The 21,715-nt window shown below is 71.6% G+C and carries 18 protein-coding genes; 4 read left to right on the forward strand and 14 right to left on the reverse strand.

From position 1 onward, the window contains the following. Window positions 1-54: 54 nt before the first annotated feature. Window positions 55-414, forward strand: a complete 360-nt coding sequence (locus PV410_RS12000) for a nuclear transport factor 2 family protein (RefSeq protein ID WP_500324064.1) — start codon at window positions 55-57, stop codon at window positions 412-414. A 9-nt stretch (window positions 415-423) separates the two neighbouring features. On the opposite strand, the gene sigJ is transcribed toward PV410_RS12000, so the two are convergent. Beyond that, the gene (sigJ, locus tag PV410_RS12005) at window positions 424-1,380 is read right to left on the reverse strand and encodes an RNA polymerase sigma factor SigJ (RefSeq protein ID WP_500324065.1); all 957 of its coding nucleotides are present in this window, start codon (window positions 1,378-1,380) and stop codon (window positions 424-426) included. 169 nt (window positions 1,381-1,549) lie between these two features. On the opposite strand from sigJ, the gene PV410_RS12010 reads away from it, so the two are divergent. Further along, window positions 1,550-1,933 (forward strand): hypothetical protein, encoded by a 384-nt coding sequence (locus PV410_RS12010; protein WP_500324066.1) that lies wholly within the window; start codon window positions 1,550-1,552, stop codon window positions 1,931-1,933. Window positions 1,934-1,944: 11 nt separating this feature from the next. Here PV410_RS12010 and PV410_RS12015 read toward each other — a convergent pair whose 3' ends face one another. Continuing rightward, window positions 1,945-2,400 (reverse strand): hypothetical protein, encoded by a 456-nt coding sequence (locus tag PV410_RS12015; RefSeq protein ID WP_500324067.1) that lies wholly within the window; start codon window positions 2,398-2,400, stop codon window positions 1,945-1,947. Between the two features lie 150 nt (window positions 2,401-2,550). Between PV410_RS12015 and PV410_RS12020 the strand changes: the two genes are divergently transcribed. Next, entirely contained in the window at window positions 2,551-3,642 is a 1,092-nt protein-coding gene (locus PV410_RS12020; RefSeq protein WP_500324068.1) for a protein kinase family protein, read from the forward strand. A 129-nt stretch (window positions 3,643-3,771) separates the two neighbouring features. Here PV410_RS12020 and PV410_RS12025 read toward each other — a convergent pair whose 3' ends face one another. The 4 genes from PV410_RS12025 to PV410_RS12040 all read right to left on the reverse strand — a co-directional run bounded on the left by PV410_RS12025 (window position 3,772) and on the right by PV410_RS12040 (window position 6,302). Beyond that, complete coding sequence (locus tag PV410_RS12025) at window positions 3,772-4,005, reverse strand: DUF5959 family protein (RefSeq protein ID WP_500324069.1); 234 nt, start codon at window positions 4,003-4,005, stop codon at window positions 3,772-3,774. A gap of 3 nt (window positions 4,006-4,008) precedes the next feature. Then, entirely contained in the window at window positions 4,009-4,743 is a 735-nt protein-coding gene (locus PV410_RS12030) for a PhzF family phenazine biosynthesis protein (protein WP_500324070.1), read from the reverse strand. 14 nt (window positions 4,744-4,757) lie between these two features. Then, the gene (locus PV410_RS12035) at window positions 4,758-5,360 is read right to left on the reverse strand and encodes a DUF4328 domain-containing protein (RefSeq protein ID WP_500324071.1); all 603 of its coding nucleotides are present in this window, start codon (window positions 5,358-5,360) and stop codon (window positions 4,758-4,760) included. 99 nt (window positions 5,361-5,459) lie between these two features. Beyond that, window positions 5,460-6,302: a GntR family transcriptional regulator gene (locus PV410_RS12040; protein WP_500324072.1), complete on the reverse strand. Its 843-nt coding sequence runs from the start codon at window positions 6,300-6,302 to the stop codon at window positions 5,460-5,462. A gap of 251 nt (window positions 6,303-6,553) precedes the next feature. On the opposite strand from PV410_RS12040, the gene PV410_RS12045 reads away from it, so the two are divergent. Further along, on the forward strand, window positions 6,554-7,993 hold the full coding sequence (locus tag PV410_RS12045; RefSeq protein WP_500324073.1) for a cellulose binding domain-containing protein: 1,440 nt from the start codon (window positions 6,554-6,556) through the stop codon (window positions 7,991-7,993). Window positions 7,994-8,055: 62 nt separating this feature from the next. Here the strand turns inward: PV410_RS12045 and PV410_RS12050 are convergent, their stop codons facing one another. The 8 genes from PV410_RS12050 to PV410_RS12085 form a co-directional block, all read right to left on the reverse strand. Next, on the reverse strand, window positions 8,056-9,999 hold the full coding sequence (locus PV410_RS12050) for a glycoside hydrolase family 5 protein (protein ID WP_500324074.1): 1,944 nt from the start codon (window positions 9,997-9,999) through the stop codon (window positions 8,056-8,058). Window positions 10,000-10,001: 2 nt separating this feature from the next. Next, on the reverse strand, window positions 10,002-11,396 hold the full coding sequence (locus PV410_RS12055; protein WP_500324075.1) for a phosphoinositide-specific phospholipase C-related protein: 1,395 nt from the start codon (window positions 11,394-11,396) through the stop codon (window positions 10,002-10,004). Window positions 11,397-11,550: 154 nt separating this feature from the next. Further along, the gene (locus PV410_RS12060) at window positions 11,551-11,913 is read right to left on the reverse strand and encodes a hypothetical protein (protein WP_500324076.1); all 363 of its coding nucleotides are present in this window, start codon (window positions 11,911-11,913) and stop codon (window positions 11,551-11,553) included. 231 nt (window positions 11,914-12,144) lie between these two features. Then, the gene (gene sbnA / locus PV410_RS12065; protein WP_500324077.1) at window positions 12,145-13,248 is read right to left on the reverse strand and encodes a 2,3-diaminopropionate biosynthesis protein SbnA; all 1,104 of its coding nucleotides are present in this window, start codon (window positions 13,246-13,248) and stop codon (window positions 12,145-12,147) included. A 226-nt stretch (window positions 13,249-13,474) separates the two neighbouring features. Beyond that, window positions 13,475-14,545, reverse strand: a complete 1,071-nt coding sequence (gene sbnB, locus PV410_RS12070) for a 2,3-diaminopropionate biosynthesis protein SbnB (protein ID WP_500324078.1) — start codon at window positions 14,543-14,545, stop codon at window positions 13,475-13,477. Beyond that, on the reverse strand, window positions 14,542-15,576 hold the full coding sequence (locus PV410_RS12075; RefSeq protein WP_500324079.1) for a TauD/TfdA family dioxygenase: 1,035 nt from the start codon (window positions 15,574-15,576) through the stop codon (window positions 14,542-14,544). Before PV410_RS12075 ends, sbnB begins: the two co-directional genes overlap by 4 nt. After that, entirely contained in the window at window positions 15,573-18,827 is a 3,255-nt protein-coding gene (locus PV410_RS12080; protein ID WP_500324080.1) for a non-ribosomal peptide synthetase, read from the reverse strand. Before PV410_RS12080 ends, PV410_RS12075 begins: the two co-directional genes overlap by 4 nt. Window positions 18,828-18,858: 31 nt before the next feature. Then, entirely contained in the window at window positions 18,859-21,459 is a 2,601-nt protein-coding gene (locus PV410_RS12085) for a Pls/PosA family non-ribosomal peptide synthetase (RefSeq protein ID WP_500324246.1), read from the reverse strand. Between the last annotated feature and the right edge of the window lie 256 nt (window positions 21,460-21,715).

Raw genomic sequence — 21,715 nt, forward strand, 5'->3', positions numbered from 1 at the left:
GCGGGACCGACCACTGCCAGGTCGGCCCCGCGGGGCCCTGCCACACTGGCACCCGTGACCACCACTGACGCCGCGACGGCGATACACGCGCACGTAGCGGCCTTCAACGCCCGAGACCTGGACGCGCTCCTCGCCGGCTTCACCGACGACGCCGTGTGGATCACCGGTACCACCACGGTGCGCGGCCGCGCCGCGCTGACCGGTCTCTTCGACGAGGCGATGCGCGGGCTGCTCCCCACGCTGGAGGTGCACGACCTCATCGCCGCGGACGACCGTGCGGCCTGCCAGATGACCGAGACCCTCACCTACCGCGGCGAGCGCCGCACCTGCCCCATCGCCGCCTTCTACGAGCTCCGCGAGGGGCGGATCGCCTCGGCGAAGGTCTACCGCGAAGGCAGCGCGGACGTCGCCTGAGCGGCGACGTCAGGCGGATCCGCTCGCCGTCCACGGCCGGAGCTTGTCCGGGTTGCGGACCGCCCAGATGCGGGTGACGCGGCCGCCGGTGACGCCGAACGCCGCCACGGTGACGGTGACCCCGGCGTGCTGGGCCACCAGGCCCGGCCGGCCATTGACCGTCCGCTCCAGGAGCGTCAGCCCCGGCGACTTCGCCGCGATGTGGACCAGGTACCGGGCGATGCGCTCTCCGCCTTCGACCGGGCGCAGGACGGTGCCGACCTGCCCGCCGCCGTCCGCGACCATCGTGGCATCGGGGTCGAGGAGGCCGACGAGGGCCTTGATGTCCCCGGCCTCCCAGGCCTCCTTGAAGTGCCGCACCACACCGGCCTGTCCGGCAGCCGGCACCGCCGGGTCCCGCGCGTCGCGCACACGCCGGCGGGCCGAGTACGCCAACTGCCGGCAGGCCGCCGGTGTCCGGCCGACGATCCCGGCGACCTCCGGGAAGGGGAACCGGAAGACGTCGTGCAGGACGAACGCCACGCGTTCGGCCGGCGTCATCGCCTCCAGCACGACCAGGAAGGCCATGGTCACCGACTCGTCCAGGGTGACCCGGTCGGCGGGGTCGGCCGACTCCGCCCCGCCCCCGACGGTGGGCCCGCCGGTCCACTCCGCACGGTCGGGCAGCGGCTCGGGTATCCAGGAGCCGACGTAGCGCTCGCGCCGGACGCGGGCCGAGCCGAGCAGGTCCAGGCAGACGCGACTGGCCACCGTCGTCAGCCAGGCGCCGGGCGACTCGATGGCCTCCTGCTGCTGCCGCGACATCGCGTACCAGCGGGCGTAGGTCTCCTGCACGGCGTCCTCGGCCTCGGCCAGCGAACCGAGCAGCCGGTAGGCGAGGTTGATGAGATGGCGCCGCTCGCCGACGACCGCGCTCAGGTCCGGCTCCGACCGGTCGTGCCCTGACTGGAATGGGGTGCTGCTCATCCTCGCGACCGCTCCCTGTTCGTCCCGTCCGCTTCCGCTCCCGCCACTTCGACGGGACACCGCCCCCGTTCGTCAGGCCGGTGCCCCGCCTGACAGTTCACGGGCCCAGGTCGTCGGACTGACGGGACAGTACCGATCCGCACCCGTGCGACAGAAGAGGGACCGCGTCATGGCCACACGGACAACGGCAGAACACCGCAGCCCCACGTTCCTCCAGGTCGCGGTCGTCCTGCAGACCTCGGCGATCTTCTTCCAGGCGGTCACCGCCGGAGTGCTGCTCTCCTCGTCCCACGGCGAGGTGCTGCACGGTGTGGGAGCACGCGTGATGTACGGCGCCTCGATGCTGTACGTGCTCGCCGCGATCCTCGCGTGGCGGCCGGGCGGCGGATCGCCCCGCCCCATCCTGTACGCCTCCGGCTTCCTCGTCCTCGCCTCGGCACAGGTGGTGCTGGGCATCGCCCACATACCGTCGCTCCATGTCCCCCTGGGCGTGCTGATGTTCGGCCTGAGCGTGCTGGCGCTGGGCCACGTGCTGTACGCGCGCCGGTCCTAGCCGGCCCGCAGTCACGGCCGGCCGGCGGACGTCACCAAGGCGAGGGCCGCGGCGCACAGATCACGCTCCCAGCCAGGCGGGAGCGCGGGGAGGAGCCACTCGCTGTACACGGCAGCGGTCTCGAGGAAGTGGGTCTCCTCCGGGGTGTCCGCCGCGGCCGCGTAGAGCCCGCACGCCACCTCGACCGCGGTCAGCTCACCCCGGACGAGCGCCCGCGCACGGTCGAGGAGCACCCGCCGGCCGGCGGTCTGCTCGTCCGGCACCGGGATGCCCAGCTGGCTCAGGGCCCGGTGGTACAGCTCACGGATCCCGGCCGCGTCGTCGCGGCGCGACAGCCCGGCGAGCTCCCTCAGTGCCGGCGAATCGTCACCGTCCACGAGCGTGTGGGCCGCCAGCATGGGCAGGTCCTCGACGGGCACGATCCCCGCGACGTACTGCCATGCGCTGTTCCTCAAACGTTCGCCCATGCGGGCATCTTGCGACGGGGCGGAACGCCGGGGCCAGGCATTTTTCCCCGGCGGCGGTCCGCCGGGTCGGGCCCTCCCCGGATTCCGTCGTGGAGCGTGACATAGAGTGCGGTCGTTGGGCTCGGCGGGAGTGTCAAGGTGGAGGCCGCAATGAAGTGCCCCGACATGTCGCGTGGTGGGCGCCTGGCCGCCCATGGTGCCGTCTCCACCTCCCTGGCCCTGCGCAGTGACCGTGCCCTGCGCGAGCTCGTCGACACCGCCGTACCGCTCGGGTCCGGCATCGGGGGTAAGGCGGCCCTGCTGGAGGTCGCCGGAACCCCGGTCTTCGTGAAACGGGTGCCCCTCACCGATCTGGAGAGGCAACCCGAGCACGTCCGGTCCACGGCGAATCTGTTCGAGACGCCCGTCTTCTGCCAGTACGGCGTCGGCACCATCGGCGGGCCGGGCTTCGGGGCCTGGCGCGAGCTCGCCGTGCACACCATGACGACCAACTGGGTGCTCGCGGGGGAACACGAGGGCTTCCCCCTGATGTACCACTGGCGGGTGCTGCCGGACTCGACGCCCCTGCCCGAAGAACTGGCCGACATCGAAAGGGCCGTCGCCTACTGGGGCGGCGGACCGCAGGTGCGCCGCCGGATCGAGGCGCTCCAGCAGTCCTCGGCGAGCGTCGCGCTCTTCCTGGAGTACATCCCGCAGAACCTGCACCAGTGGCTGGGCACCCAGGTCGAAGCGGGGGACGAGACCGCCGACCGGGCCTGCGCCATGGTGGAGGGGGAACTGGAGGCCGGCATCGCGTTCATGAACGGCCACGGGCTCCTGCACTTCGACGCGCACTTCGAGAACATCCTGACCGACGGCCGGCGGCTGTACTTCGCGGACTACGGCCTCGCCCTGTCCTCCGGGTTCGAACTGTCGCAGGAGGAAGCCGACTTCTTCGACCGGCATCAGGCCTACGACCGCTGTTACACCGCCACATACCTGGTGAACTGGCTGGTCACCGCACTGTACGGATTCCGGAGGGAGGACCGGGAAGGCCGTTACGCGCTGGTGCGCGCCTACGCGCAGGGCAAACGCCCCACGGGAATCCCGGAGGTGGCCACGGCGATCCTCGCCCGGCACGCGCCGGTCGCCGCGGTGATCTCCGACTTCAACCTCTCCTTCCAGCGTCAGAGCAGGCAGACCCCGTTCCCGCTCGACGAGATCCGCCGGCTCGGCGCGATGGACGGCTCCCTCCTTCGCTGACGGACCTCGGGGCGGTCTCACGGCCGACGACGCGCAGCACGTGTCAACGACGCCGCTCGTAGGCGTTCGGTGAGGTCTCCACCATCACGGGGCCATGCCTCGCGCACCCGGCGCAGGCGCTTGACGTGCTCATCGGACCAGCCGTCGGCCAGCCGTGAGGACGTCGGACCAGCGGTCCAGGTCGTCCGGATCGAGGCACACTTCCAGGCGCCCCTGCGCGAACCCGCTCGTCACGGTGATCTCCGCGTCAAGGACGTCGTGCCAGGGCAGCACGCCGGGCATGTGCCGCCCCAGCACCCGGACGAGGCGACGGCCCTCCCCGTCGGTCAGCGAGATGAGGTCCACCGCCCGGTCTCCGGCCATGGGTCAGAGGTCGAGCAGATGGATACGGCGGCGGGAGGAGGTCGATGTGCCGAGGGTGATCGCGGGGCGGGTGCGTGTGGGGGTGCCGGGGACGGCGCGCTCCAGGTGGACGCGGCCGCCGAGTTCGACCAGCCCGTCCGGTGCGGGGGCGGTGAGGATCTGGGAGCCGCGGCCCTGGGCGATGTTCAGGGAGCGGTCGAGGCGGTCGGTGAGCAGCAGCGCCGCCGAGCCGGTGGCCTCGACCTCGTCGACGCCGTCGCCGCGGCCCGGGAAGCCGCGGGCGCGGACGCGTCCGGCGGCCTCGTCCTCCCAGGCCCAGGCGTAGACCCATTCGCCGGGTGGCGGTACGGGCAGGGCGTCCACTTCCTCGGGCGAGTCGTACTGCCGCAGGGTGCGGTGCGGGGCCCAGGCGGGGCTGGCCTCCAGCCAGGTGAACTCGCCGTCGAGACGCACGCCCACGACCCCCGCCGGGGTGATCAGTTCGGGGGCGTCCAGCAGCCAGGCGGTGCCCATGCAGGGGGAGCCGGCGAAGGGCAGCCGTCCGTCCGCCGAGCGGATGTCGATGATGCCCCGCTCGGGGTCGTCCACGAACACGGTCTCGGCGAAGCCCGATCGCCGGGCGAACGCGACGCGGTCCTGCTCGTCGGTGACGGTGCTTCCGTCCCGCACCACGGCCAACCGGTCGCCGTGGTCGCCGTCGGGTCCGCAGAAGACCCGCACTATGTCGTAGCCGGTCATGGCTGCAGCCTGCCTCATGACTGCGTGATGGGGGAGAGGGCCACCGAGGTGCCCAGCGTGGCGTTCTGAAGCGTGGTAATGCGCTCGATGAGGATGCCCACCAGTACGGCCGCGGCGATCATGAATGCCTCCGCGAGCGCGACCAGCGGAATCGAGGCCGGATCGATGTGACCCGCGGTCAGGAGCGCCAGCGCGTGTCCGAGCCAGGCCACCCACCAGAGGTTCACGACCGTCTTGTCGCGCGTCTCCTGCCACGAGACCGAACTCGCGCGCCCGATGTCCAGGAGCACCTGACGCGGGACGAAGAAGTTGACCAGCGGGACGAACCACACGCCGATGGTCCAGCCGCGGGACGGGAGGGACGCCTGGGGGGTCAGCGCCTGCGCGTTGTGCCGCGCCCGTGCGAGCCAGACGAGGAACAGGACGATCGCGAGCATCATGGCGTAGAGGAAGACCATGGAGACCATGCCGGAGGTGTGCAGGGTCTGCTGCGTGGGACGGAGGAAGTAGTCCCGGAGCGCCACCGCCCGGAACACGTCCAGGATCGCGGCCGCGGCTATCGCCGCCTGCGCGCAGCGGGCGGGCAACAGAGGGGATTTGGGGGGCTTGCTGGACATCGTGGATGGCCTGTCTCGGGTCGTGCGCGGCTCCGGTGGACACGGGAGCGGAGTGATCATAGGGGTTGAGGGCCGCACATGTGTACGGGTTGCGGGCCCTCATCCGCGGGGCTGTACGTCCCCCACCACGTGGGCGAGCGTGCCGGCCGGGACGGCGCGTTCGTCGGGGGGCATGCCCGGGTGGTGTCCCGCCGGAACGGGCCGGCCCGCGGGCGCGGAGTCGGCGAGCGAGAGGCGCGAGACGATGCGGTAGCGGTCGCCGCGGTAGAGGGAGTGCACGTACTCCACGGGGCGGCCGGCGGCGTCACTGGTGAGGCGGTCGAAGAGGAGCGCGGGGGAGAGCACCGGCACGTGCAGCAGCCGGGCCTCCTCCTCGTTGGCGACGGTGGGTTCGATGGACTGGACGGCCTCGTGCACGTGGACGCCGTGCCGCTCGCGCAGGTACGCGTAGAAGTCCCCGGACTCCATGTCGGCGGCGCGCAGCCCCGGCACCAGGTCGGCCGGTACGTGCAGGTACTCCACGGCCATCGGCTCGCCGTCGACGAGGCGGAGGCGGGCGATGTAGACGATCTCGGCCGCCGGCGACACGCGGAGCTTGCGGCCGACGCGGGCGCCGGCCCGTACCGTGGCGAACTCCAGGACGCGGCTGAGCCAGTGGCCGGAGGCCTGCGGCAGGCTGAAGGCGTTCTCCCCCTGGGCGAGTTCCTGGGTGATCTTCGCGGGGGCGACGAACATGCCGCTCCCGTGGCGCCGGACGAGCAGGCCGGTGGTGACCAGCTCGTCGACGGCCGAGCGCACGGTGGGGCGGGAGACGTCGAGCCGCTCGCACAGGGCGCGCTCCGAGGGGATCGGGGTGCCCGGTGCCTGGGACTCGACGAGTTCCAGGAGGTGGTCGCGGACCCGTTCCCGTTTCAGCGGTGACCGCGGTGCCTCACCCGTCATGCGCCCCGCCCTTCTCCGTGGCCGTGCAGTGCCGTGCAGCGCCGTGCAATGCCGTGTGCCCGAGGCTAGCCAGTTGCTGACCAGTTCTCCAGCCTTCCGTCATCGCTTGGGTTGTGGGGGTCCCGAATTCCCTTCCCGTTACGGGACTTGACCCCTCATCTGGTCTATGCCACCTTCCCTTACCAGTGGAAGACCAGTTGCCAAGTGGTAAGCCCTCCCCCACGCGCTCCACCCGACTGGAAGGGGTCCCCATGTCAGGACCGTTCCGCACCACCGCCCGGGTCCGCACCGCCGTGGCCGCCTGCGCGACGGCGGGTCTCGCCTGCGCCGGGCTCGTCGCGCTGCCCGCGTCCGCCGCGGCGGCCACGCTCACCGCGCAGTACCGGACGAGCGCGTCCGGGGCCACCGCGGACCAGACCGAGCCCTGGCTCGAGATCACCAACCGGGGCACCTCGTCCGTCCCGCTCGGCGAGGTGACCCTGCGCTACTACTTCAAGGCCGACAGCCCCACCACCGCGTACCGCTTCGCGTGCTCCTGGGCGGTCAAGGGGTGCGCCAACATCACCGGTACCTTCGGCACCCTCGCCAACCCTACCGCCACCGCTGACCGTTACCTGGAGATCGGCTTCACCTCCGGCGCGGGATCGCTCGCCCCCGGGCAGAACACCGGCGACATGCAACTGCGCTTCTACCGCGCGGACTGGCAGCGCCTGACCCAGTCCGACGACTACTCGTTCAACGGCTCCCAGACGTCGTACGCGGACTGGGACAAGGTCACCGTGCAGCGCGGCGGCTCGGTCGTCTGGGGCACCGCGCCCGCCGGCAACGACCCCACCACGCCGCCCACGGATCCGCCGACCACGCCGCCCACCGACCCCAACGCACCCGCGCTCTTCGACGACTTCAGCTACACCTCGAGCAGCGACCCCGCGCTGCAGAGCCACGGCTGGACCGTGAAGTCGGGCCAGGGCGGCCCCGGCGTACCGGGCGCCACCTGGTCCCCGCAGGACGTCACCTTCGTGGCGGGCACCGGGAGCAACAAGGTCATGAACCTGCGCCTCACCACCGACGGCACCGCCGCCGGCACCAAGGAGAGCGAGATCCAGACCAGCGCCCGCAAGTTCCGCAACGGCACCTACGCCGCCCGGGTGCGCTTCGACGACACCCCGACCGGCGGCCCCGACGGGGACCACGTCGTGCAGACCTTCTTCGCCTTCACGCCGCTCAACGCCCCGATGGACCCGAACTACAGCGAGCAGGACTTCGAGTACCTGCCCAACGGCGGCTGGGGCGAGCCGAGCAACATCATGTACACGACGTCCTGGGAGACCTACAACCCGGACCCGTGGAACGCCGTCAACACCCACTCGGAGAACCGCCGGAGCTACGACGGCTGGCACGACCTGCAGTTCACCATCGACAACAACGCCATCACCTACTACATCGACGGCCAGGTCTTCGGCACCCACGGCGAGCCCTACCTGCCCGAGACCGGCCAGTGGATCGACTTCAACCACTGGCTCATCGACCTCGCCGGCCAGACGGGCAGCACCTCGCGCTCCTACGACCAGCAGGTGGACTACGTCTACTTCGTCAAGGACCAGGTGCTGACCCCGGCCCAGGTCGCCGCCAAGGTGGCCGCCTACCGCACCGCGGGCACCGTCTTCACCGACACCGTCCCTGGCAGCTGACCGGGCCCCGTGCCGCCGCCCACCGCCACAGGGGCGCGGTGGGCGGCGGCACGGACCCGCCCCTACGGAAGCGACCGGCAGTACAATGCGTCCGGCGTGCGGGAGGAACCGAAGCGGCCGGTGTAGGCGATGCCCGCCGCGTACTCGCCGTCCGGGCACTGGCCCTTGTAGCTGCCGTACGCGAAGTCCCCGCCGGCACCCGACGCGGGACGGTCGTCGCCCCGGTCGAACCACACGGTGCGCCCGCCGCCGCCCAGGGCCGTGCCCGCGGTGGCGCACAGCGCGCTGGAGACGGCGGCGCCGCGGACGGCGTAGCCGACGAGGAACGAACCGGGCGGGCACTGCAGCTTGGTGTAGCCCGACGCCCAGTCCCCGCCCGACGGGACGTACCGCTCGTCCGTGACGACCTGGTACGCGCCCGAGGACGCCCACAGGTCCCCGGCGCCGGTGTCGGTGCACAGACCGCGGTTGCCGGTGTGGGCCAGCCCGATCAGACGCTGCCCGTCCGGGCACGCCGCCTTGCGTGCGCCGGGGTCCCAGTCGGGACGGGCCCGCATGCGCAGGCTCTGCACGAAGTCGCCGTGGTCCGGGCTGAGCATCGACCAGCGGGCGACGGGGGCCACGTACCCGGTGCGGCCGGGGCTGCCGACGAGCCGGGACCAGGCGCCGGCCCGCCAGTCGTCGCCGTCGTACGGGCCCATCCGGTGACCGGCGGCGTCCCAGTGCAGGAGCGCCCAGCCGTTGCCGTGGCGGTTCTCGTGCCAGCCCACGAGCGGCCAGTAGGCGAAGTCGGTGTCGGTCTGGATCAGGAAGTCGGTGAAGTTCGCGAACCACGCGCGGGACTTCTCGTTGGTCTCGTCCCGGCCGCCGACGCCGAACTCGCTGATCCACAGCGGTGCCGTGTAATGCCGGCCGGTGTCCGACGACACGTAGAAGGCCTGCCGGCGCAGTTCCGCGAACAGCTCGTCGCGCCCGAGGTCGCTGTAGCGCGGGTCGTGGGTCTCGCCGATGCCGGTGGCGCCGCTGTGGCGGGGGCCGGTGTAGCCGTAGAAGTGCGCGGAGTACACCAGCTTCCCGGACCGGACGAGGGTGTGGGACAGCCGCTGCACGGGTTCGAGGGTGGGGCGGTCGTGGGGGAGGCCGTCGACGGGCAAGCCCGTCCAGTTGATGCCCTCGACGATGACCAGCAGGTCGGGGTTGGCCTCCTGGAGGATGCGGTCGCCCAGGTGCTGCGAGGCGGCGAACCAGTCGTGGTCGTCCCCGAGGCCCCAGTTGGGGTCGTCCCAGACCGAACGGCGCACCTCGTTGTACAGGTCGGCGCCGACGACGCGCTTGTTGTCGCGGTAGCGGCGGACCATGGACAGCCAGTCGTCCTCCCAGGCGGCGGTGGACTGCGAGGCGTTCCAGCGCTCGTTGCCGTCCACGCCGCAGCACCAGCGCGTGGTGTTGGTGTGGTTGTTGAGGATGACGGCGAAGCCCGCGTCCGTCAGGGCGGTGACCACGGCGTCGTACACCTGCAGTGGTGTCCTGCCGCGCAGCTGGGGGTTGGCCGCGACGGCCGCGTCGGTGACGGGGACGGTGTCGTGGATCATCTCGCCGGAGAACGGCAGCCTGACGCTGTTGATGCCGAGTTCGGCGAAGCCGGAGAGGATCTCGGCGATCGGCGCCCGGTCGAGGCCCAGCGGCATGCGGCCGGAGTCCTCGCCGGCGTGGTGGTTCGCGGGGTCGGCCGGATCTCCCGAGCCGTTCCAGGTGCCGCTGGCGCCGTGCCAGTTGCCGGACGTGAGCTTGAAGCGGTTGCCTTCGGCGTCGACGATGTAACGTCCGCGGGTGCTGAGCGGCGGGGTCCAGGACGCGGCGAGTGCGGTGGACCGCGCCGCGGGGGCGGCGGGGGCCGAGGGTTCCGGGTCCCGCGCGAGCGCGGTCGTGGGGGTGAGCAGGCCGATGAGGGTGACGAGCGCGGCGGCCACGGCCGTGAGGGGCCGGCGCGGTAACGTCGCGGCCACGGCTACGGCACCACGGTGTAGGTGTTGAGCTGGTCGACCGCGCTCTTCGGCGAGCCGAGGTCGTAGCGGTCGACGGCCACGTATGTGGGCTTCTTGCGGGCCGCGGGCTCGCAGAAGTTCTGGGTGCGGTTGAGCAGCTTGCCGTTGTCGGTGGACGCGGTGCCGGCGATGGTCGTGTCCCGGAAGTGGTTCATGACGAACAGCGGCCGGAATCCGGGCTCCTCGCGGGTGAGCGGGACGTTGACCCCGGCGCCGTACCAGCGGCTGTAACAGGACCAGTCGGAGGTGCTCGCGCCGGAGCCCATCGACCAGTAGTTCTCCACGGTCCACTCCTGCTGGTACAGCACGCCGAAGCTGTCGCGCTCGAGACCGGTGTCGGAGCCGCGGGTCCGGTCGGTGAAGATCATCAGCTGCTTGCCGCGCGCGGCCAGGTCGGCCATGGTCGGCCAGCCGTGCTCGCGCACGCCGTCCTGGTCGGGGCGGTACAGGACGTCGTACAGACCGTTCACCCGGGAGAGCTCGGAGCGCAGCACCTCGGGGGAGACGTAGTCCTCCAGGAAGACGGTGACGAACTGCCCCGGGTGCTGCCGGAGGAAGTCGACCATCCGCTGCAGGTCCACCCAGAGGGCGACGGGACGGCTGACCAGCGTGCAGCTGTTGTGGCAGAGGATCGCGCCGTCCGGGGTCTGGTGGATGTCCATCATGAAGCCGCGGACGCCGTCGTCGAGTTGCTGCGAGATGCCGCGCGCCTGGTTGGGGAAGAGGTTCACGAAGGGCGGGGCGAAGCCGCCGTCGACGCCGTTGGCGTAGGCGTTGTGCGCGGTCAGGAAGGTGACCTGGTCCAGGGTGCGCTGGTCGGCGGGCGGCATGGCGGCCCGGGGGAGCGGGGTGGGTGTGAGGTACCACCGGGACAGCGGGCCCGCGGCGCCCACGCGCGGCCGCTCGGGGTACACGCCCCCGCTCGGCGCGTCGCCCAGGGTCAGGCGGTCGGAGGTGCCGGGCACGGCCAGGGCGTACGTGCCGTCGCCGGCCGCCGTGATCTCCCAGGTCGCGCTCGCGCCGCCGCACGCCACGATCGCCGCGTCGGCGCCGGAACGCCCGAGGCAGTGGCTCGCGTCGTCGGTGCTGCGCAGTTCCTGCCCTCCGGTCACGGCGACGGCCGTCCACTGCTGGCGGTCCTCGTTGCCTTTGGGCCGGTGCAGCGCCACGGTGCCGCCGCTGTCGGAGGCGTTGAGGCCGTTCACGGCGCTCTGTACGGAGAAGGTGCCGCCTGGCGCGGCAGCGACGGCGGCCCCGGCTGCGGGTGGCAGCCCGGGAACGGTCACCGCGAGGACCGCGGCCACCACCGCGCCTGCGCGGGGCAGGGAGACGAAGCGAGCGCTTCGAGAGGTAGTCATGCGCATGACATACCACCGGTAACGCTTGCCATGTAAGGGCGTGTCGGGCCGGGGGCGCCGGTTCCGGACGGGGATGCGGGCGCCGGCGACGGCGCCCGCCTTCACGTCGTGCGGACCGGCGGGTCATCCGGCCCGCGATGCCGCCCGGACCGGCTCAGGCTTCGACGACGCCGGGTCCGACCCAGGCTTCGGTGGCCGTTCCGGGTCCGACCCATGCCTTGACGACGCCGGGGCCCACCCATGCCTTGACGACGCCGGGTCCGACCCATGCCTGGGTGACGGCTCCGGGGCCGACCCATGCCTTGACGACACCGGGTCCGACCCATGCCTGGGTGACGCCGGGTCCGACCCATGCCTGGGTGGCGGTTCCGGGGCCCACCCATGCCTGGGTGACGCCCGGCCCCACCCAGGCTTCGGTCGAGGCCTCGGACTGCGGGCCGGTGGCGGCGACGACCCCCGCGGCGATCAGCAGAGAAGCGGCGGAGAGTGCCAGAGCGGTGGCGGCGCGGCGGATCATCGTAGGTTCCCCCTTGGTCCCAGGTGTCGTTACCGACCGTGCTCACGAGGCTACGGCGATGCTCCTGGGCGGGGGATGAGCACGCGTGCTCATTTCCGCGCGGCGGATCTACTCAGTGCAGGCGGCCCGAATGCCTCTTGCGGAACCCGGCCCGACGCGGACGTGCTGCTGCGGCGGTCGGGGACCGCCGCAGCAGCACGCGTTCGACGGGGGCGGGTCGCCGCCCGGCCGTCAGTGCAGTTGACCGTCGGGTGAGACCGACGGCGTCCTCGCCGGTTCGGGTTCGGGTTCGGCGGGGGGTGCCGCGGGGGCGTTGGCCCACGCGGCTTCGGCCGCCGCCGCCCAGGCGGGGTCGGCCCAGGACGTGTCGGCCCGCTCGTCGGGTTCGAGGACGTCCTCGCCGTACAGGTCCTGCAGCCAGTTGCTCTGGTAGATCGTGTCGAGGTAGCGCTCGCCGAGGTCCGGCGCGATCGCCACCGACGTGAGGCCGGGGGCGCCGTTCTTCTCGAGCCAGCTCATCGCGCCGCTGACCACGGTGCCCGTCGAGCCGCCGAACAGGAAGCCGCGGCGGGCCAGCCGGTGGCAGGCGCGGATGGTGTCCGCCTCCTCGACCAGGACGACCTCGTCGACGAAGGACTCGTCGAGCAGCGGCGGGTGGACGCTCATGCCCAGCCCGGGGATCATCCGCCGGCCCGGGGCCCCGCCGAACGTCACGGAGCCGACGCTGTCCACCGCGACGACCTTCACCGGCCGGGACCACTCACGGAACCAGCGGGCGCAGCCCATCAGCGTTCCCGTGGTGCCGGCCCCGACGAACACGACGTCGACCTCGGGGAACTGCCGTGCGATCTCCGGAGCGGTCGTCCGGTAGTGCGCCCTCCAGTTGCCCGGGTTGGTGTACTGGCTGAGCCACACGTACCGGTCGTCCGAGGCGCACAGCGCGCGGACGAAGTCCAGCCGCGCGCCGAGGTAGCCGCCGTGGGCGTCGGGTCCCGAGATGATGTGCACCTGGCTGCCCAGGGCCTTCATCAGGAGCCTGGTCGACAGGTTGCACCGTGCGTCGGTGACGCACAGGAACCGGTAGCCCTTGCTGGCGGCGATCATGCTCAGTGCCACGCCCAGGTTGCCGGACGAGGACTCGACCAGGATCGACTCCGGAGTCAGGATCCCCTCCCGCTCGGCGGTCTCCACCATCTCGGTCGCGGCTTTGAGCTTGATCGAACCGGCGAAGTTGAAGCCCTCGCACTTCAGGAAGAGCGGTTGCCCGAAGATCGACTCGAGGTCGACGAAGAGCTCTTCCTCGTTGAAGGCCTGGGGAACGGATATGACTGTCACGATGGCCTCCTCATCTGCAGCGCCTCTCCCGTCGAGACGGGGGAGCAACGCGTCAGCGGCCGCTGTGTCCTGCACTGATGAGCTTGCGTGGCTGGACCGTTGGTCTTTCCCGGAGGTGCGTCCGCATGCGGCTCCTTGTCGTCCGTCGCCGTGGTGCCCGCCCCTCCGTCGGGGGCCCGGGCCCAGGTCCGGGGGCCTGGGGTCGTGGGGGCGGGGTCGCGGCCGTTCATCCGTACCGGCGCAGTTCGTGGAAGAAGTCGTCGACGACGCGCAGCTCGCCGGAGCGCGCCACCTCGTCGTAGACGTACTTGCCGACCGCGAGGTCGAGGACTCCGAGGCCGAAGGGCGAGAACACCACGGGCCGGTCCTCGCGGAGCGCCACCCGCCCGGCGATCACGTCGTCCAGGGTGCCGGCCAGGAAGTCCCGGTTGCCCGTGAGCTGCTCCGCCAGGTGCGGCGACGTGTCCGCCTTCAGGCAGTGCTCGACGTCGTCGACCACGTTGGTCGAGCCGAGCACGATCTCCGGCGTGAGGTCGCGCAGCGACATGTGCAGCACGAGCGGCTTGTGCCCGAACCAGGTCATGTCCCGTACGTGGGGCTCGCCGGCGACGGTGGCGAAGACCACCAGGTCGCTCGAGCGGATGAGCTGCTCGGGGTTGTCGTGCAGGGTGATGCGTCCCGGGGCGCCCGTCTGTTCGACGTAGCCGCGGAAGCCCTTCGCGCTCTCGGTGGACAGGTCGTGCACGCCGATCTCGTCGAAGTGCCATCCGGTGCCCACCAGGTAGGTGTGGATGTAGCGGGCGATCAGTCCCGTCCCGAAGAATCCGACGCGCTTCGGGCGCCGGTCGGGGCGGCTCAGCCGGTCGGCGGCCAGGGCCGCCATCGCCGCCGTCCTGGTGGCGCTGATGATGGAGCTCTCCAGGCACGCGATGGGGTAGCCGGTGTCGTGGTCGTTGAGGATCAGCACCGCCGAGGCGCGGGGGATGCCCGCCGCCACGTTCTCCGGGAAGCTGGAGATCCACTTCAGGCCGTCCACGCGCACGTCACCGCCGATCGAGGCGGGCAGGGCGATGATCCGGGCCGTGGGACGGTCGGGGAACCGCAGGAAGTACGACGGCGGGTTCACCGAGTCACCGGCGGAGTGCAGCCGGTAGGTGGTCTCCACGAGCTCCGTGATCTGCTTCTCGCGCCCGTGCAGCGCGCGCTGGACCTGGACACCGGGGACCACCGCGAACGGCGGTACGGTGAGCGGCCCGGAGGGCGCGGAACCCTGTGCGGCGGAGCGGTTGCTGGTCATGCGGTGGTCACCTCGACGGTCGGGGAGCAGTCGGCCAGGCGCACCGCGTCGGCCATGCCGACCAGCACTTCACGGGAGCCCTCGTAGGCCTCGCGGCTGTGCGCGGTGCGGATGTTGTCGACGAGCATCAGGTCGCCCGTCTGCCAGGGCTCGCGGGCGGTGTTCGCCTCGTAAACGGTGTTGAGCAGCTGGACGACGTCCGCGCCGATCGGGTCGCCGTTGCCGAAGCGGGTGTTGAACGGCAGGCCCTCGGCGCCGTACATGTCCACGAGGTACTCGTGCACCTCGGGGTCCATCGTCCATTCGTTGAGGAACGCGATCTGGTTGAACCAGCAGCGCCGGCCCGTGACCGGGTGGCGGACCACGGCACTGCGCCGCTGGCGGGTGCGCAGGGCCCCGTCCGGCTGCCACTCGAAGGCGATGGCGTTGGCGCGGCAGTAGTCCTCGACGGCGGAGCGGTCGTCGGTGCCGAAGGCCTCGGCGACGGTCGCCCCGATCTCGTCGTTGTAGCTGCGGGTGAGCAGCCAGCCCTCGCGCTCGAAGCGCTGGACCAGCTCGGACGGCAGCGCCTCGAGCACGGTCGGCGCGTCGGCCACCGCCGTCGCCCCGCCCTTCTCCGGCGCGGTCAGGCAGGCGAACATCATCATGCCGGGGAACTCGAGCCGGTAGCTGAGTTCATGATGCATGCACATCGGCTGGTTGGGCGGCCAGTTGGAGGAGGAGTACAGGCCCTCGGCGTAGGTCCGCCGGGACGCGAAGGCCTCCTTCTCTGCGGTCAGCCGGCCGGCCAGTCGCTTGACCACGCCTGCGGCCTTGTCCGCGTCGGTGAGCCCGAGGCCGCGGATCAGGACCGAGCCGTGCTCGGCGACGACCGCGCGCAGCGCGTCGCGGTGCCCGTCGGCCCAGCCCGCCGGGTCCTGGACGGCCCCGGTGCGCAGGATCGGGGGTGAACCGGGCCGCAGCTCGAGGTCGAGCAGGGACGGAGGGGAAGCTGAGGTCGACAACTGCGTCTCCTCTCGGTTGCCGTTCATGGGGAGGCCAGGAGTTCGGCGGCGCGCAGGACCGCCTGCGCCACCTCGTCCGGGCAGGTGCGGGGGAAGTGGTGACCGCCGCGGGCGAGCTCGTACAGGTCGACGTGCTCGGCCAGCAGCTGCCACTCGCGGTACCGGCGGGAGTGGTCCGCCGTGTACGGGTCGTCGGCGGCGACGACCACGGTGACCGGCGTGGACAGCCGCACCGGCGGTGCGGAGTCCAACGCGTCGGCGAAGTATCGGTGGGCCGCCACGCAGTCGTGGCGGTAGGCGGCGGCCACATGCCCGGCACGGGCCCTGTCCAGCTCGGCGAGCTGGCCGTAACCGCCGTCGCCGCTCAGTTCCGCGGCGATGTCGGCGTCGCTGCGGCCGGTCAGCGCGTCGGCGGCGGCACGCCGTCCGGCGGAGTCGCCGAGCAGCTGCGCGCCGAGGAACACGCGCTGGACCTCCACGCCCCGCTCCCGCAGCCGCCGGGCGGTCTCCACCGCGAGGGCGGTGCCCGAGGAGTGGCCCCACAGCAGGATCCGGGACAGTCCGCGGCCGGCGATCTCCTCGACCACCGCGTCGACCACCTGCGCCAGCGGCGCGAAGTCCTCGTCGCGGGCGGCCGGGTCGTGGCCGGGCAGTTCGACGGCGTAGACCGCACAGCCGGCGGGCCGCAGGGCCGCGGCCAGCGGCCGGAAGTTCACCGCGTTGCCACCGGCGTACGGGAAGCACACCAGGGCGCCGTGCGGCTCGCCGTCCGGCTCCGACAGGGCCTGCAGCAGTCCGGGCCGGCGCGTCGTCCGGCCGTCGACCACCTCGGCGAGGTCGGCGAGGACCGGGTGCGCGGTGACGTCCTTGAGGGAGATCGCGCGGTCCAGCAGGATCGCCAGCCGTACGGCGGACAGGGAGGTGCCGCCGCGGTCGAAGAAGTGGTCCTGGCGCCCGATCCGCTCCTGCGGGACGCCGAGCACCGTCGCCCACGCCCTCGCCAGGCGCAGTTCGGCGGGGGTGCCGGGGGCCTGCAGGTCCGTCCCGGCGGGGTCCCGCTCGGAGGTCTCCTCCGTGGCGAGCGCCGTCAGGGCCTTGCGGTCGATCTTGCTGTTGGCGGTCAGCGGCAGGCTCTCCTTCCAGTGGAAGGCCGCGGGCACCATGTAGGCGGGCAGGGAAGCCGCCAGGTGCTCGCGCAGCACGTCCGCCTCCACGGGCGCGGGGCCCGAGTAGAAGGCGACCAGCTGGCTGCCGTCGTCGCTGACCACGACCGCGCCGTCGCGCACCCCCGGCGCACGGACCAGGGTGTTCTCGATCTCGCCGATCTCGATGCGGAAACCGCGGATCTTGACCTGGTGGTCCTTGCGGCCGAGGAACTCCAGCGTGCCGTCCGGGTGCCAGCGGCCGTAGTCGCCGCCGCGGTACAGCCGCTCACCGGCGTGGTGGGGGTCGGTCAGGTACGCCTGCCGGGTGCGCTCGGGGTCGTTGATGTAGCCGCGGCCCACGCAGACCCCGGAGAAGACGACCAGACCGGGCGCGCCCAGCGGCACCGGGGACAGGTGCTCGTCGACGACGTACACCCGCACGTTGTTGACGGGCCGGCCCAGCGGCACCCAGTCGGTGTCCGGGACCCGGTCCATCACCGCGTGGTTGGTGTCGTCGCTGGTCTCGGTCAGCCCGTAGGCGTTGACCAGCTTCACGCCGGGCCGCACGGCGAACCAGCGCCCGATGAGGTCCTTCTTCAGGGCCTCGCCGGTCACCGACACGCAGCGCAGGTCCGGCAGTTCGCGCGGCTGCCGCTCCAGGGCGGACAGGACGACGTCCAGGTAGGAGGGGACGAGCTGGAGGACGTTCGCCCGGCCCTCGACGACCTTGTCGAGGAAGCGGTCGGCGTCCAGGATCGTCTCCTGCTCCACCAGCAGGGTGCGTCCGCCGACGAGCAGCGCGGAGACCAGCTGCCACAGCGAGATGTCGAAGCACTGCGGGGCGGTCTGCGCCACCACGTGCCCCTCGCCGATGCCGAGGTCGTCGATCTTGGCGTAGAGGTGGTTGAGGAACCCCGCGTGCTCGCACATGGCGCCCTTGGGCTCCCCGGTCGAGCCGGAGGTGAAGTAGATGTACGCCAACTGGTCGCGGGCGACCGCCACGCGGGGGTCCTCGCTCGGGTGGTCCTCGGCGTAGGCGTCCTCGACCGGCAGCCGCTGCACCTCGGGGAGCGCGGACAGCGCCTCGTCCAGCGTGGCGGTGCTGCCGCGCTCGGTCAGCGCCATCCGGCACTCGGCCCGGGCCAGGGTGTTCCTGATCCGCCCGGCCGGGAAGTGCGGCTCGATCGGCAGGTAGGCGCCGCCGGCCTTGAAGACCGCCAGCACGGCCGCCAGCCAGTCCAGGTTCCGCTCGGTGACCACCGCGACCACGCCCTCGCGCTCCAGACCACGCGCCAGGAGGGCATGCGCCAGGCGGTTCGCGCGGGCGTTGAGGTCGCCGTAGGTCCACTGGCGGTCCCCGTGGACGGCCGCGACCGCCTCCGGGTGCGCCCGGACCCGCTCCTCGAACAGCTCGTGCATCCGCCGGTCCGGCAGCTTCCTGCGCGGTCCGGCCATCCCGGTGAGCTGCAGCCGGTTCTCCTCCGCCGACAGCAGGCTCTTGCGGGTGTGCTCGGCGTCCAGGTCGGCGGCGATCCGCGCCAGGGCGGCCACGTGGTAGCCGGCGACGCGGGCCGCGGCGTCCTCGTCCATGACATCGTTGGCGTAGCGCAGCCGCAACGAGAGCCGGCCGTCGCGGTCCGAGGCTCCCACCCAGAGCACGGTGCCGGGGGTGAGCTCGACGCCACCGCCGGACAGGTCGAAGACCGTCTCGAACAGCGGCTCGGCCAGGTCGAGCTCCTTGCGGAGCGCGTCGACGGGGAAGTCCTGGAAGGCCAGCAGCTGCGACTCGGCGCCGTGCGCGTCCAGCAGCAGGGACCGCCACGAGCCGGGACCCGCCGACAGCCGGCACGGCAGCACCGCGCCGCCCGCGGCGACGTAACCGGTCACGACGTCGGTCTCGCCGGCGAGCGCTGCCAGCACCTTGGCGTGCGCGGCCAGCAGCACCGAGCCCACCGGGACGGCGACCTCCTCGGCCACACGGCGCACGGACGCCGTGAGGCCGTCGGGGACCGCCACCACGTGCTCGGCGGCGCCGGTGGCCGGTTCGGGAGTCCAGCGGGGGATCGCGGTGAACCCGCCCTTGAGGAGCACTCCGCGCCAGAACTCCCGTCCGGCCTGCGCTGCCATGTCCATCGACTTGCCTCCACTTGCGGTTTCCACGGGACTACACACCGCTGATCAGCGCGGTGGCGCGATCGCCGCCGCTGTTCGGGGTCTTCGGGTTCTCGGGCATCTCCCGGGCGGGGTTGCCGCCCCACCGGGCGAGCGCGGGGAGCTCCTCGCCCTTCATCACGAAGGAGTCCGGGGCGATCACGGCGCCGTCGCCGACGGTCACCCCGTAGTGGACGAGGGCGCCGACCCCGAGGGTGCAGCCGGCACCCAGCGTGCTGTGGTCGGACTTGAAGGCGCCGTCCTCCTGGGAGTGGCTCTGGATGACCGTGCCCGCGTTGAGGGTGCAGTCGTCGCCGATGGCGGCCAGGGAGCGCTCCGGGAGGAAGAGGCCGTCGTCGAAGACGCGGCGCCCGATCCGCACGCCGAGCAGACGCCAGACGACGTTCTTGAACGGGGTGCCGTTGAGGACGTTCAGGTACTCCGTCGCGGCCGTCACCTTCCAGTAGCGTTCGTGCCGCCAGAAGTCGAGGTCGTAGATCGAGCAGTACAGCGGCCGCAGCCCGCGGAACCTGGTGACGATGCGCTCGCCGAGCACGATGTAGGTGACGGTGACCACCAGGACCACGACGTTCGCGACCGCGACCGCGGCGGCGCCGTACGCGGGGTAGAGGTCGGCGGCGACGGACGCGGTCAGCGCCACCAGGAAGAGCAGCAGCCACTGCAGCAGCAGGTGGAGCACCGCGGTGCCGGTGTTGTGCTTGTTCTTGTCCGACAGCAGGCGGTGGAACGCTTCGCCGTCCTTCAGGTGGTCGAATTTGCTGTCGCGGTCCACCGTGCGGGGAATCTCGAAGCTGGGCGAGCCCAGCAGTCCGACGTTCTCCCGGACGGGCCCCTCGACGGGGACCATGACCTTGGTCGCCAGCAGGCAGTTCTCGCCGGTCCTGCCCTGGGGCGGATAGGCGATGTGGTTGCCCAGGAAATTGTGCGGGCCGATCGCCGTCCGGGTGACGCGGAAAGAGGTGCTGGAGTAGTCCGCATTCATGATGGACAGTCCGTCGGCGACCATGGTCCCGCTGCCGACCTTGCTCAGGTACGGATTCTCGTGCTTCACCTCGGTACCGAAATTCGAGCCGGTCTGTTCCACCGGCGACAGGTCGTACCCGATGGCGCGCAGGTAGTGCACGACGGCGGAACTGTCGCCGAAAAGGACGCGGAAGAACTTCCGGTTGGTGAGGAAGCCGATGGTGCGGTGGATCCCGTAGCGGAACCCGTAGAGCGGGTGGACCGTGTCGGGCTTCACGAGCGGGTGCAGCAGCCGCGGCACGGTGACCGCGACGAGGAGGCCCAGCAGCACCGCCCCGCAGAAGAGGACGAAGGAGGCGGCCAGGGCGTCGGCGTAGAAGGTCCACGTCGTCAGGGCCACCGGGCCCGGCTCCAGCAGGAGGTCCAGGCGCGGGACCACCGTGAGAAGGATCGCCACCCCGCCGACCGCGACCGGGATCCAGGCGGCCAGGAGGATCAGCAACTGACTCAGGCAGTAGGTGACACGGCGGCTCCTGCCGCACTGCACCGGCGCGACCACGCGGTAGTCCGCGGCGCCCGGCTGGGCCGGGGAGCCGTGCCAGCGCTCGCCGGCGGGGACGGCCTGGCCGCTGTGGAGCGAGGAGGCGTGGCCGAGTTGGGCGCCGTCGCCCATGGAGGTGCCGATGTCGAGCACGGTCACCTCGCCGATCAGCACTTCCCTGCCGAGCGTGACCGGACCGGTCTGGATCACCCCCGAGTGCCCCCGGTAGCAGGAGAAGTACGAGTCCTTGCGGATCACCGTGCCGTCGCCGATGGTCAGCAGGTCGGCGCAGACCGGGACGTGCTTGGAGAAGATGGCCACCCCGCGGCCTATTCGCGCGCCCAGCGCCCGCAGGTACAGCACGTACAGCGGTGAACCGACGAACAACACCATGGGGTTCGACCGGATCAGGGTCCGCACGCACCAGAACCGGAAGTACGCCAGGCTCCAGATGCGGATCTCCTGCGGCTTCCACCGTCCGACCAGGAGCCACTTGCCCGCGACCGGCAGGACGCAGACGCCCGCGAAGGCCGCGCCGCCGAACTCCACGGACCGCAGATAGGTGTCGAAGGGGCTCGTGCCGGCGGATATCCACTCCGCCCCGCGCGTCACGACGAACGCGGCGAGGTACGAGTAGCCCAGGAAGAACAGTGCCTGCAGCACGCCGCAGAACACGTAGCGCGGCGTGCCCTTCGCCGCCGTCACCTGGATCGGCTCCGGGAGCGGCACGTCGGCGAGGGCCTGGGTGGCGGGGGTCAGGGCGCCGACCGGCGGGGCGTCCGCCAGGGCCGTCGCGAGACTTCTGATCGTCGGGTACCGGTAGATGTCCTTCATCGACACGGACGGCAGGTCCTGGTGCTTCCGCACCCGGGCGCAGAAATGTGCCATCACCAGGGAGTCGGCACCCATTTCCGTGAAGAAATGGCTGTCGACGGACACCCGGTCCGTGTGCACGATGCCCGCCAGGATGTCGGCGAGGATCCTTTCCGTGCCGTCGGCCGGGGCGGTGTAGGGGCGCCCGGTGGTTGAAGATTCATCGGGATCCGAAGCGGGATCCGACGCCAGGACCTCTGCAGATTTTTCCACGATGTGAGCTCCTTGAGGAAAAGTCGACCACGGGCGGCCGGTAAAGCCGGTACCCGGTGTCCCTCTTGCCCCGGCTATGGGCCGGAGCGAGTAATCCGGAAGCCATGCGGTCGTGAGCTCTTCTCTCGCCATACAACCATATGTCGCTCCTCGTAGTCTCCGCCGTCCTCGTTCGGACTGCCACTCGAAGATGATCGAAGTGGTATGTCGCGGCCCTGGACTGCGCAAATGCTCGGGAAGTCGCGATGAATCGACGAGT

The organism is Streptomyces sp. PA03-5A, from assembly GCF_033792725.1.
GTDB lineage: Bacteria > Actinomycetota > Actinomycetes > Streptomycetales > Streptomycetaceae > Actinacidiphila.

Excerpts from the sequence above, each read along its gene's own strand:
- PV410_RS12010 (WP_500324066.1), top strand. The coding sequence starts at position 1,550 with ATGGCCACACGGACAACGGCAGAACACCGCAGCCCCACGTTCCTCCAG.
- PV410_RS12075 (WP_500324079.1), bottom strand. The coding sequence starts at position 15,576 with ATGAACGGCAACCGAGAGGAGACGCAGTTGTCGACCTCAGCTTCCCCT.
- sigJ (WP_500324065.1), bottom strand. The coding sequence starts at position 1,380 with ATGAGCAGCACCCCATTCCAGTCAGGGCACGACCGGTCGGAGCCGGAC.
- sbnB (WP_500324078.1), bottom strand. The coding sequence starts at position 14,545 with ATGACCAGCAACCGCTCCGCCGCACAGGGTTCCGCGCCCTCCGGGCCG.
- PV410_RS12020 (WP_500324068.1), top strand. The coding sequence starts at position 2,551 with ATGAAGTGCCCCGACATGTCGCGTGGTGGGCGCCTGGCCGCCCATGGT.
- PV410_RS12015 (WP_500324067.1), bottom strand. The coding sequence starts at position 2,400 with ATGGGCGAACGTTTGAGGAACAGCGCATGGCAGTACGTCGCGGGGATC.
- PV410_RS12045 (WP_500324073.1), top strand. The coding sequence starts at position 6,554 with ATGTCAGGACCGTTCCGCACCACCGCCCGGGTCCGCACCGCCGTGGCC.
- PV410_RS12030 (WP_500324070.1), bottom strand. The coding sequence starts at position 4,743 with ATGACCGGCTACGACATAGTGCGGGTCTTCTGCGGACCCGACGGCGAC.
- PV410_RS12055 (WP_500324075.1), bottom strand. The coding sequence starts at position 11,396 with ATGACTACCTCTCGAAGCGCTCGCTTCGTCTCCCTGCCCCGCGCAGGC.
- PV410_RS12060 (WP_500324076.1), bottom strand. The coding sequence starts at position 11,913 with ATGATCCGCCGCGCCGCCACCGCTCTGGCACTCTCCGCCGCTTCTCTG.
- PV410_RS12025 (WP_500324069.1), bottom strand. The coding sequence starts at position 4,005 with ATGGCCGGAGACCGGGCGGTGGACCTCATCTCGCTGACCGACGGGGAG.
- PV410_RS12080 (WP_500324080.1), bottom strand. The coding sequence starts at position 18,827 with ATGGACATGGCAGCGCAGGCCGGACGGGAGTTCTGGCGCGGAGTGCTC.
- PV410_RS12040 (WP_500324072.1), bottom strand. The coding sequence starts at position 6,302 with ATGACGGGTGAGGCACCGCGGTCACCGCTGAAACGGGAACGGGTCCGC.
- PV410_RS12035 (WP_500324071.1), bottom strand. The coding sequence starts at position 5,360 with ATGTCCAGCAAGCCCCCCAAATCCCCTCTGTTGCCCGCCCGCTGCGCG.